This window comes from Caminicella sporogenes DSM 14501, assembly GCF_900142285.1.
In the GTDB taxonomy this organism is placed as follows: domain Bacteria; phylum Bacillota; class Clostridia; order Peptostreptococcales; family Caminicellaceae; genus Caminicella; species Caminicella sporogenes.
On record NZ_FRAJ01000030.1, the window covers coordinates 1 to 11,735 of the forward strand.

The following is an 11,735-nucleotide window of genomic DNA, read 5'->3' on the forward strand; positions in this document are numbered from 1 at the left end:
ACAATGGTTCACAATTTGTAAGTAATATATTCAAATATACTTGTGAAAAACTTAATATGCATCATGAGCAAATTCCTGTTAAGACACCAAATAAGAATGCTCATATTGAATCTTTTCATAACCTGCTTCAGAATGAATGCTTAAAATATTTTAGTTTTACAAGTTTCAAAGAAGCTTATAAAGAAGTTGTGAAATATATTGATTACTATAATAATACAAGAATTCATTCAGCTATTGGTTATATGACACCTATGGAATTTTATAGAGAAAACTCAAGCAATATTAAGAAAAAGTTAGTTGTTAGAGTTTAATTGTCCAAATTTAAGGGGTCAAACCGAGTTTATGTTTGAAAAAATATATAAACTTTTAGATATAAAGAAAAGATGTAAAAAAATTAATTTATTAAATTGTTTTTAGCATTTTTTAAGGTAGTTATTGTTATTATACAAATGGATACAAACTATAAAAATGTATTGCTATTTTTTGAAAAATATGCAATAATATAAGTACAAAAGACATAATTTAATTATATAATCGATACAATTTTAGAGGGGGAGCGATACAATGAGCAATAGGTATGAGTTAAACAAAAATCTTGCACAAATGTTAAAGGGCGGAGTAATAATGGATGTTACAAATGAAGAACAGGCAAGAATTGCAGAAGAAGCTGGAGCATGTGCAGTAATGGCACTTGAAAGAGTTCCAGCTGATATAAGACGTGATGGTGGAGTAGCTAGAATGTCAGACCCTAAAATGATAAAAGCAATACAAAGAGCAGTATCTATACCGGTAATGGCAAAGGTGAGAATTGGACATTTTGTAGAAGCTCAAATTCTTGAAGCTATAGAAATAGATTACATAGACGAAAGTGAAGTTTTGACTCCTGCAGATAATTTATACCATATAGATAAGACGAAATTTAAAGTTCCATTTGTATGTGGAGCTAGAAACTTAGGAGAAGCATTAAGGAGAATAGGCGAAGGTGCATCTATGATTAGAACAAAAGGAGAAGCTGGTACAGGCGATGTAGTAGAAGCAGTAAAACATATGAGAACAATGAATTCAGAAATAAGAAAGATAGTTGGCATGGGAGAAGAAGAATTGATGACTGCTGCAAAGGAAATGGGAGCACCTTATCATTTAGTTAAATATGTTCATGAGCATGGAAGACTTCCAGTAGTTAATTTTGCAGCAGGAGGTATTGCAACGCCAGCAGATGCAGCTTTGATGATGCAGCTTGGTTGCGATGGAGTTTTTGTTGGTTCAGGAATATTCAAATCAGGTAATCCAAGAAAAAGAGCAGAAGCTATCGTAAAGGCAGTAACTTATTATAATGACCCTGTTAAATTAGCTGAGTTGTCAGAAGATTTGGGTGAACCTATGAGTGGAATATCAGTTCAAAGTTTAGAAGATAAAAATAAAATAGCAGATAGAGGTTGGTAAAATGAAAATCGGAGTATTAGCTATGCAGGGAGCGTTTATTGAGCATATAAATTCTTTGAAAAAATTAGATATTGATGCTATTCCTATAAGATATAAAGAGGAATTAGATAAAATTGATGGGATAATTATTCCGGGGGGAGAAAGTACGGCTATAGGTAAATTGATAAATATATTTGATTTGAAAGAAAAATTAAAGACAAAAATACAAGAAGGAATGCCAGTATGGGGAACATGTGCAGGTATGATTTTATTGGCTAAAAAAATATCAAATTCTGATGTAGTACATATAGGTCTTATGGATATTGAAGTCATAAGAAATGCATACGGCAGACAGTTAGGGAGTTTTTCAGTAAAACAAAGTATAAAAGGAATAGATGGAAAGCCTTTTCCAATGGTATTTATAAGAGCACCTTATATAAAAGAAGCAGATAAAGAAGTTGAAATATTAGCTAAAGTAGATGGAAAAATAGTGGCAGCAGAGCAGAAAAATATGTTAGTAACGTCTTTTCATCCAGAGCTTACAGAAGATTTGAGAATGCATAAGTATTTTATAGATAAAGTAAAAAATCATTAAAGTATAATTTCATTTGATTTATATTTTGAAAAAGTCGTCTACTATCAGTAGTGTAGAAACTTCTGAAAAGAGGCGGCTTTTTTATTTTTTGACAAAGATAAAACTATTTTAAGGAAGGATTTTGAAGAAAAAATTAGAAAATAAATATATAGTGGAAAAAAATGATAATTGAAGAAAAAAATAATTATAGTTTTTTAAATTTTATAGGAGTTGTTGTAGTGATGAGTAAAGTGGGCAATGCTTTAAAAATGTTAATTATTCTTCAGAGTAGAGGAAAAATGAAAGTTTGTGATTTAGCTAGGGAATTAGAAGTAGATGAAAGACAAATTAGAAGATATAAAGATGATTTATTACAGGCAGGGATATATATAAAATCAGAAACTGGCAAGTATGGAGGGTATTCTATAGAAGATAATAATTATCTTTTAGGTCTTAATTTAACAAATGAAGAATATATGTCATTGTTGATGGCTAATGAAGAACTTAAAAAAATGGGTCATTTAGCTTTGAAAGATTACAGTTTAGCTATAGATAAAATAAATATTGTTCATAAAAGGGAAAATTTGAATTTATTAGGAAATTGTAATTATATGGTTAAAAGTGCTAGAGCAAATGTGAATTTTGAGGTTGAAAGAAAAAAGCTTGTAGATATACATGCTGCTATGCTAACTAGAAATAAAGTGAGGATAAAATATACTTCATTGACTTCAGGAGAGACAGAAAGAGTTGTTAGACCTTATGCGACTTTTCAATATAAAGGAGATATGTATTTTATAGGATTTTGCGAGAGAAAAAACGGCATATTGGAGTTTAAGCTTTGTAGAATAAAAGAATACAGTATTTTAGAAGAAAAGTTTGAAATGGATAATAGTTTTAGTCTTGAAGATTATATGGCAAATTGTTTTGGGATATTTAAAGATGAAGAAATAAATGTAAAATTAAAAATATATCATCCAATGTCTCAAATAGTAAAAGAAAAGATATGGGTTGATAATCAGAAAATAATTGAAAATGAAGAAGATAATTCAATAATATTTGAAGCTACAATGAAAGGATTAAAGGAAATAAAAAGTTGGATTTTAAGTATGGGAAGTAGTGTTAAAGTTTTAAAGCCTCAAAAGTTAATAGAAGAAATAAAAAATGAAATAGATAAAATAAAGGAATTATATTAATTTTTTTGTTTTTCTGCTGATATATGTCCATATTAGTAATTATAATTTAAATTAACAAATGCAAAATTTGTAATTTGATTGTGAGGAGGTGAGCTAAATGAGATTAAGATGTGAGTATAAAACAGAAAAAATACCTTTAGCATATCATATGATGTTTGTGAGTTTAATTAAAGAAGCCTTAAAAAAATCGAATAAGGAATATCAAAAGAAACTTTATTGTTATGAGAATAAAACTAATAAAAAAATTAAAAACTTTTGTTTTTCTGTTTTTATGAAAGACTTTGAAAAGAAGGAAGATGTATTTGTTATAAATGATAAAGTTGTCATTAATATAAGTACTCCAGATTATGAATTTTTTATAAATCTCTATAATGGACTTTTAAAAATAAAGGAGTTTGAATATAGAGAATTTACTCTTAACAAAGTGAGAATGAGCATTTTAAGAGAAAAAAATATAAATGAAGGTTGTATTGTTTTTAATACATTATCGCCAATTTGTATAAAAGATAGAGATAATAAACCAGTAGATTTAGAAGATGATAGATTTGAAAGAGAGTTAAATTACATTGTTAATAAGAGTTTAGAAAGTTATAGAGGATATGGAATTAAAGAAAGAATTAAATTTATTCCTTATAAAATGAAAAAAGTAGTTGTTAAACAAGATATAAAAAAATTTAAAGAAAATACAAATAAAAAATATTACTATGTCAATGCTTATTCAGGAATTTTTAGGCTAAATGGAGATATAGAAGATTTGAAGGATATATATTTACTTGGACTTGGATTTAAGAGATCACAGGGGTTTGGAATGATTGAAGTTGTAGGGTAGGAGGTGAAGAAAATAGAAAAAGTAAGATTAGAATTATCGGATTGGTTATATAATGCTGGAATAGTTGGACTTTGTAAAATCTTTGATACAAGTGATGTTAATTATAAAGCAGATGATAATTATATAGAGTTTGATGAGACAGCACTTGAAAATTTTGAAGAAAAATATTTTAAGTATTTTATTGATAAGTATATTTCATTTACATCTTGGTATAAGATTGTAAAATTTGAAGACAAATTAATTAGATTTGATGAAAATGAGGTAGATGAAAGATATGTTAAAGATTTGAATGAACAAATAGAATATATGAAATCAAAATTGAAAAGTGCTAGCTATAAAAGTGCTTATCAAATTATAGATGATAAAGAAATTGATTTATTAAAAGAAGAAAAAAAATTAAAAAAAGTTAGTAAGACAAAAAAACAAAGTATTAAAGATATATTACCTAAAATTAAAAAGCAGAATGAGGTTATTGGTGGAATAATAAAATATTTAAAAAAAGATAATGTAAAGAAAATTATTTTGGGGAAAAATGTGATTTATGATATTATTACTAAATTTTGGTCAGATGTAAGTTTTCTTCATAAAAACAGTAGTAAAAATGATATGTATTTGGAATATAAAAAGTATTTTTTAGATAATATGATAAATTATCTAAAGAGCAAGAAAGATAATTTTAAATATTCGTGTTTTAGTTGTGACAGATTAATATCTAATTTATCAAAACCAAATTCTTATGATTTGACATGGATAAATAAAATGGGAGTTGATATGTCAAGAAAGACATCTCATTTTTGGAATTTTTATGGAGATATATTTATTTGTCCAATTTGTAATTTAGTGTATTCATGCATACCAGCAGGATTTACTGTTATTAGAGATAAAGGAATATTTATAAATCAAAATTCTGATATTAATACTTTGATAAAGGTTAATAATACTGCTATTGACAATAATACGAGTTTTCAGGAACTAGAAGAAAAAACATATTTTGCTATAGTTGATAATTTAAATCAAAGTCAAATAGAAAGAGCTGAAAAAGAAATAGATAATATTCAAATTGTAAAATTAGATTCTAGCAATAGTACAAGACCATATACATTTAATATTATGTCTAAAAAGAAACTTAGAATAATAAAAAATAATAAAAAATTGTTAAGAGGATTGGTAAATGTAAGTGTAAAAATAGGAAGAAAGAATGGAAGAGATATTTATATAAATTTATATACAGAGGTAATAAATAGATTGTATGATGACAAAAAGTTATTTGATTTGATAAGTAAATTATTTTACTTAAATCTAGATGATAAATTTAAAAAGCTTTGGAATTTAAAAACTATAATAAAAATAAATGATAGCTATATAGGAGGTATTATGGGTAGAGGAATTTATTATAAGGAAATAGATCAAATTCAACAAATTGGGTTTGATTTGAGAAAGGCTTATAAGGAAAAAAATGCAGAAAATAAAATTAATGGAATTTCATACAGATTATTAAATGCTTTAAAAACTAAAAATTCAAGTAAATTTATGGAAACATTATTTAATGCTTATATGTATTTAAACAAGGCAATACCGGTTAAGTTTATTGATGTATTAAAAGATGAAGATAAATTTCAGACAATAGGGTATTCGTTTTTATTAGGATTACAAGGAGAAATAGGAAAGTTAGATTTTGATAAAGAAAAGGAGTGTTCTGATAATGAATAAAAAGGGATTAACTTTGAGTATTATATTTGAAGCTGAAAGTGCAAATTATGGAGAAGGTGTTGGAAATGTAACGTCTTTAAAAAAGGTATCTAGAGGTAATGGAGATAGCTATACATATATTTCGAGACAAGCAATAAGATACAATATTGTAAATCAAATGGGAAAAGATAATACTCCTTTAGATGTAGATGGTACAGTTATTCAATTTGCACCGGAAGCAACAATAAAAGATTATCCTGAAATAGATTTGTTTGGATATATGAAAACAAAAAAACCAGCAAAGACAAGAGCTGCAGTAGTTAGATTATCTAATGCAATATCATTGGAAACATTTAATGCAGATTTAGATTTTCTAACTAATAAAGGACTTTTAGATAGATATAATAAACAAGGAGGAGAGTTAAAAGATGGAGGAAATATAGCTCAAAGTGAAATTCATAAATCATATTATACATATACAATAACAATAGATTTAGATAAAGTTGGAATAGATGAAAATGAAAAAGATGAAAATGATAGACCTTTAGAAATATCACAAGAAGAAAAGTATAAGAGAATAGCTGATTTATTGGATACAGTAAAGTTTTTGTATAGAGATATAAAGGGAAGAAGAGAAAATTTCAGTCCTATTTTTGCAATAGGTGGAGTATATGATATTAAAAATCCTTTCTTTGAAAATAGATTAAAGGTGAAAAATAATAATATTTTAATTGAACCTATTAAAGGAGTATTTGAGTTGAATGAAAATATAAAAGAGAATACTATGATAGGACTTATAAAAGGTATTTTTAATAATGATATGGAATTAGAAAGAGAATTAAGTGCAGTAGATATGGGAGAGTTTTTTAATGAATTAAAAGAAAAGGTAAGAAAGTACTATCTTGGAAGTGAGTAGGTGAATATATGAATGCTATAAGATTAAAGCTGTATCAAAATTTAGTTAATTATAAAAAGCCTACGAGTTTTCAACTTAAAGAGACTTATCCACTGCCACCATATTCAACTGTCAGTGGTATGATTCATAGTGTATGTGGATTTAAAGAATATAAGCCTATGAAAATAAGTATACAAGGGAAATATCATTCAAAAGTAAATGATTTATATACTAGATATGAGTTTGCAGGAGCTGTTTATGAAGAAGGAAGGCATAATATAAAAGTAAAAGGATTTGATATAAATAAAAAAACTGGAGTGAAGAAGGAAAAATATTATGGAATTATTAGAGGTGTGTCAACAGCTGAATTATTAGTTGATGTTGAACTTTTAATTCATATAATGCCAGAAGATGAAAAATTACTTCAAATAATATACGATAGTTTGAAAAATCCTAGAGAATATATTTCTTTGGGAAGAAGGGAAGATATAGTAAGAATAGATGAAGTGAAAGTTGTTAATATCGATAAAGTAGAACGGGAAGAAAGTAAAAAGCTTGAATATGATGCATATATTCCAGTTGATATGTTTAGAGAATATGAATATTCGTCAAATGCAACTATATATAATTTGAATAGATATTATGATTTGATTGAAGTTAGAAAGGGAGTTTATATAAGGCAATGGAAAAAAATAAAAGTTATTCATGGAGTAATGAATAGAGATGAGATATGGGAAGATGTTGAATTTTTGATAGATGAAGATGATTATCCAGTATTTTTCGCTTAAAGATAGGGTGAATCCCTATCTTTAAGTTTAGAGTAGAGGTGATGAGAGAGTTGAAGAATTTATTTTTGGCAAAAACGAATCCAAGAGAAACTATTATTGAACATACTGAAGCTCTTTTAGATAGATTGAAACATATAAAAGAGATATATCCGAATATTAAATATATAGATTGGGAAATATTAAAACTTGCTTGTATTTATCATGATATTGGAAAGATTAATACAAAATTTCAAAACAAACTATATGAAAAGCTTAATGAACAAAAACTTGAGGATAATATAAAAGGTGAAAAGGAAATACCGCATGGTTATTTAAGTCCAGCTTTTTTACCTAAGAAATTTTTAGAAAGAAACTATGATATAGAACTTATTAGAGTACTATATCAAAGCATATATTATCATCATAATAGGGAAAAACTTGAAAATTTTGATTTGATAAAATTAACGGTAAAAGAAGATTTGAATAGATATTGGAATGAATTTAAATATGATAAAGTAGATAAAAGTGAAAAATTATATTCTTCATATGGAAAATATGTAAAGAAACGTATAGAAAGTAGTGATTGTATATATAAAAAATATGTTATGACAAAAGGGTTATTGAATAAATTGGATTATGCTGCGAGTGCTCATATTGATGTTGAAATTGAAAATAAAGATTTGTTTGAAAAGACAACGGAATATCTGCAATGTGAAGGTTATGTTCCTAATGAATTACAAGATTATATGATGAAAAATCAAGAAAAAAACAATATAATAATAGCTTCGACTGGAATAGGAAAAACAGAGGCTTCTCTTTTTTGGATAGGAAATAATAAAGGATTTTTTACTCTTCCACTTAGAGTATCTATAAATGCTATTTATGATAGAATTAAAGAAAAAATAAAATTTGAAGATATAGCACTTTTACATAGTGAAACATATTCAGAATATTTAAAGCGTAATGAACTTTTGGATACTGATTTTTATGATAAGACAAGACAGTTATCTATGCCATTAACAGTTTGTACATTGGATCAATTGATAGATTTTATATTTAAAAGTGAAGGTTATGAACTCAAGTTAGCAACGCTTTCCTATTCTAAATTGGTAATAGATGAAATACAAATGTATTCTCCTGAAATGATTGGGTATTTAATAATGGCATTGAAATATATTACAGAGCTTGGAGGTAAATTTAGTATAGTAACAGCTACAATGCCTCCTGTAATTATTGATTTAATGAAAAAAGAAGAAATAAAATTTAATAATCCAGTAACATATTATAAAAAAGTAAATAATAAAATTCAGCTTAGACATAGAGTAAGTGTAGTAGATGAGCAGATAAATATAAAACATGTAAAAGATAATTATAAAAATAAAAAAATTTTAATTATATGTAATACAGTTAAAAAAGCTCAGCAAATATATAGTGAATTAATTGATGAATTTAAAGATGAGCATATAAATATTAATTTATTGCATAGTAGATTTGTAAAAAAGGATAGGGCTAAAAAAGAAGATGATATTTTAAGATTGGGAAATAAAAATTGTAAGGAAACGGGAATATGGGTTACTACACAAATTGTAGAAGCTAGTTTAGATATAGATTTTGATGTTTTATATACAGAATTGTCAGATATATCAGGTCTTTTTCAAAGAATGGGAAGAGTTTATAGAAATAGAACGCTTGAAGATAAAAATACAAATATATATGTGTATTTAGGTGGAGATAAACCAACTTCTGGAGTAAGCAGCAGTCAGCACTCTATAATAGATATAGAAATATTTAATTTGTCTAAAGAGGCTATTAAAGATTTTAAGAATAAAGAGTTAAATGAAAAAGAAAAAATGAGATTAGTTGAAATGACATATACAAAAGAAAAATTAAAGAATTCAAATTATTATAAAGTTATTAAAGATACTATTGATTGGGTTAAAAGAATTAAAGAGTATGAACTTGAAAAGAATGAAATGAGACTTAGAAACATAATTAATTTTCCAGTTATACCCAAAATTATATATGATAAAAATAAAAAATTAATACAAAATAGTATTCAAAAGATTAAAAATATTAGAGAACAGATGAGATTAGATAAATCTAATGTAAAAGAATTGAGAAAAGAAATTCAAAAAAGTAAAGATGATATTAAGAGTTTTGTAGTAGATATTCCATTGTATGAATTTGAATATGCTAGAAAAAATGCTTTGATTTATGATGAAATAGAACTTGATAGATTTAATAGGATTACAATTATTGCTTATGATTATAGTTTTGAAAAGGGATTAACTAGACCAAAATGTGAAAGTAATTTTAATGAAAAAGTACAATTTTTATAACAAATAAGAGGTGGGGTGTGTGGAAGTAGATTTTCAAAGTTTGAAGGTGCAAGGGGTAAAGATTAATTACTACTATGTATGCAAGCGTAAACTCTGGTTTTTTGATAAAGGAATTTCTATGGAAAATAATAGTGATAGAGTACTTCAGGGGAAATTACTTCATGAGTATTCGTATCCTAGGCTAAAAATTAAAGAAGTTTTAATAGATGATACATTTAAAGTTGATATTATGGCAGATGATTATATTAGAGAAATCAAGATTTCTAGTAAAATGGCACATGTAGACAAAATGCAGATTGCTTATTATTTATACTATTTAAAAAAATTAGGAATGAAGAAAAAGGGAATAATTAATTATACTAAAGAAAAGAAAAAGGAAGAAGTAGAGTTAACACCTGAATTGGAAAAAGAAATAGAGAGGGCTTTAAAAGACATAAAGAAGATAACTTCAAGTGATAGCCCACCTAAATTTAAAAAGTTACCATATTGCAAAAAATGTGCATATTATGGATTGTGTTTTGCAAAAGAGGATGATTAAAATGGGAAAAGATTATTATATTTTTTCAACAGGAAGAATAAAGAGAAAAGAGAATACTATATATTTTTATGATGAAGAAGGCAATAAAAGAGCATTGCCTATTGAAGATGTTGAAAAATTACATTTTTTAGGTGAAGTTGATTTGAATACAAAGTTTTTAAATATTATTTCAAAGTATGATATAATTCTTAATTTTTATAATTATTATGGATTTTACATAGGAAGTTATTATCCGCGTAAAAAGAATGTATCAGGTTTTTTAGTAGTAAAACAATCAATGTATTATAATGATTTAAGAAAAAGGATGTGTTTAGCAAGTTGTTTTATAGAAAGTGCAGTATTTCATATATTGAGAAATTTGAGAAGATATGAAAATACTGAAAAATATATAGAAAAAATAGAAAATGAAAGACAGAATATTTTTAATGTTGCTCAAATAGATGAATTAATGGGTATAGAAGGAAGAATAAGAAAAATATATTATGAGGCTTTTAATGATATATTGAAAAATGGATTTAATATGAAAAATCGTGAGAAAAGACCTCCTACTGATCCTGTAAACGCTCTTATATCCTTTGGAAATAGTCTTATGTATACTGCAGTATTAGGTGAAATATATAAAACGCAGTTAGACCCTACTATAAGCTTTTTACATGAACCGTCGACAAAGAGATTTTCTTTGAGTTTAGATTTAGCAGAGATATTTAAACCACTTGTGGTAGATACTGTTATTTTCAAATTAATTAACAATAGAATGATAACGTTAAAAGATTTTGATATTAAAGAAGGAATATGTTTTTTGAATGAGCAAGGAAAGAGGAAATTTATAAAAGAATTTGAAGAAAAGTTATCGACTACTATAAAACATAGAAAACTTAAAAGAAAAGTTTCTTATAAAGGTTTTATTAAACTGGAATGTTATAAGATTATAAAACATTTATTTAATGATGAAATCTATAAGCCATTAAAAGCGTGGTGGTAGAAAAAATAGGGAAATAGGTGATTATATGTTTGTTATATTGACTTATGATGTTGGTGAAAAGCGTGTAAATAAAGTTAGAAAAAAATTAAAAAAATATTTGATATGGGTTCAAAATTCAGTGTTTGAAGGTGAAATAACAAAGGGAAAACTTCAGCAATGCTTATTAGAATTGAGTAGGATAATAAATGAAAAAGAAGATTCTATTTATATATATGAAGTAAATACACCTAAATTTATTACTAAAAATATAATTGGTCAAGAAAAAAGTTTAGATGATATGTTTTTATAATTGCAGTAAACCTAATTTTTTACAAAAATATGTGAAATGAAGTAATTTTAATGTTTTGAATACAATAAATTATTAAAGTGTATTTCATTATTGGAACTTTACTGCAAATAGGTTGCTTTTTAGAAGTTATATAAGTTTACCTAATTAAGTAGTAAAGCTACATAGAAGTTTTTTGAAATAATGGGTTTTATATTAACTATGAGAGATGTAAATTATAT

General features: G+C 25.9%; 12 protein-coding genes. All 12 read left to right on the forward strand.

The features are described 5' to 3' along the window. The coding region (locus BUA90_RS11735) for an integrase core domain-containing protein (RefSeq protein WP_143146283.1) at nt 1-311 on the forward strand (311 nt) is incomplete at its 5' end. Nucleotides 312-564: 253 nt separating this feature from the next. Next, nucleotides 565-1,443 carry a pyridoxal 5'-phosphate synthase lyase subunit PdxS gene (gene pdxS, locus BUA90_RS11740; RefSeq protein ID WP_072968810.1) on the forward strand — a complete coding sequence of 293 codons (879 nt, stop codon included), beginning with the start codon at nt 565-567 and terminating at the stop codon, nt 1,441-1,443. A gap of 1 nt (nt 1,444) precedes the next feature. Next, a complete protein-coding gene (gene pdxT, locus BUA90_RS11745; RefSeq protein WP_072968812.1) occupies nt 1,445-2,017 on the forward strand; it encodes a pyridoxal 5'-phosphate synthase glutaminase subunit PdxT in 573 nt (190 codons plus the stop codon). Between the two features lie 161 nt (nt 2,018-2,178). Further along, on the forward strand, nt 2,179-3,189 hold the full coding sequence (locus BUA90_RS11750; protein ID WP_242945094.1) for a helix-turn-helix transcriptional regulator: 1,011 nt from the start codon (nt 2,179-2,181) through the stop codon (nt 3,187-3,189). Nucleotides 3,190-3,286: 97 nt separating this feature from the next. After that, the gene (gene cas6 / locus BUA90_RS11755; protein WP_072968813.1) at nt 3,287-4,018 is read left to right on the forward strand and encodes a CRISPR-associated endoribonuclease Cas6; all 732 of its coding nucleotides are present in this window, start codon (nt 3,287-3,289) and stop codon (nt 4,016-4,018) included. A 3-nt stretch (nt 4,019-4,021) separates the two neighbouring features. Beyond that, on the forward strand, nt 4,022-5,728 hold the full coding sequence (gene cas8a1, locus BUA90_RS11760) for a type I-B CRISPR-associated protein Cas8b1/Cst1 (RefSeq protein ID WP_072968815.1): 1,707 nt from the start codon (nt 4,022-4,024) through the stop codon (nt 5,726-5,728). Beyond that, a complete protein-coding gene (gene cas7i, locus BUA90_RS11765; RefSeq protein WP_072968817.1) occupies nt 5,721-6,623 on the forward strand; it encodes a type I-B CRISPR-associated protein Cas7/Cst2/DevR in 903 nt (300 codons plus the stop codon). The genes cas8a1 and cas7i overlap by 8 nt, the downstream gene beginning before the upstream one ends. An 8-nt stretch (nt 6,624-6,631) precedes the next feature. Next, complete coding sequence (gene cas5b, locus BUA90_RS11770) at nt 6,632-7,390, forward strand: type I-B CRISPR-associated protein Cas5b (protein ID WP_072968819.1); 759 nt, start codon at nt 6,632-6,634, stop codon at nt 7,388-7,390. A 50-nt stretch (nt 7,391-7,440) separates the two neighbouring features. Then, nucleotides 7,441-9,708 carry a CRISPR-associated helicase/endonuclease Cas3 gene (locus tag BUA90_RS11775; RefSeq protein WP_072968821.1) on the forward strand — a complete coding sequence of 756 codons (2,268 nt, stop codon included), beginning with the start codon at nt 7,441-7,443 and terminating at the stop codon, nt 9,706-9,708. Between the two features lie 19 nt (nt 9,709-9,727). Further along, a complete protein-coding gene (gene cas4, locus BUA90_RS11780; RefSeq protein ID WP_072968823.1) occupies nt 9,728-10,246 on the forward strand; it encodes a CRISPR-associated protein Cas4 in 519 nt (172 codons plus the stop codon). A gap of 1 nt (nt 10,247) precedes the next feature. Beyond that, nucleotides 10,248-11,228, forward strand: coding sequence for a type I-B CRISPR-associated endonuclease Cas1b (cas1b, locus tag BUA90_RS11785; RefSeq protein ID WP_072968825.1), 981 nt, complete (start codon nt 10,248-10,250; stop codon nt 11,226-11,228). 25 nt (nt 11,229-11,253) lie between these two features. Then, a complete protein-coding gene (gene cas2, locus BUA90_RS11790; protein WP_072968827.1) occupies nt 11,254-11,517 on the forward strand; it encodes a CRISPR-associated endonuclease Cas2 in 264 nt (87 codons plus the stop codon). Nucleotides 11,518-11,735: the final 218 nt, after the last annotated feature.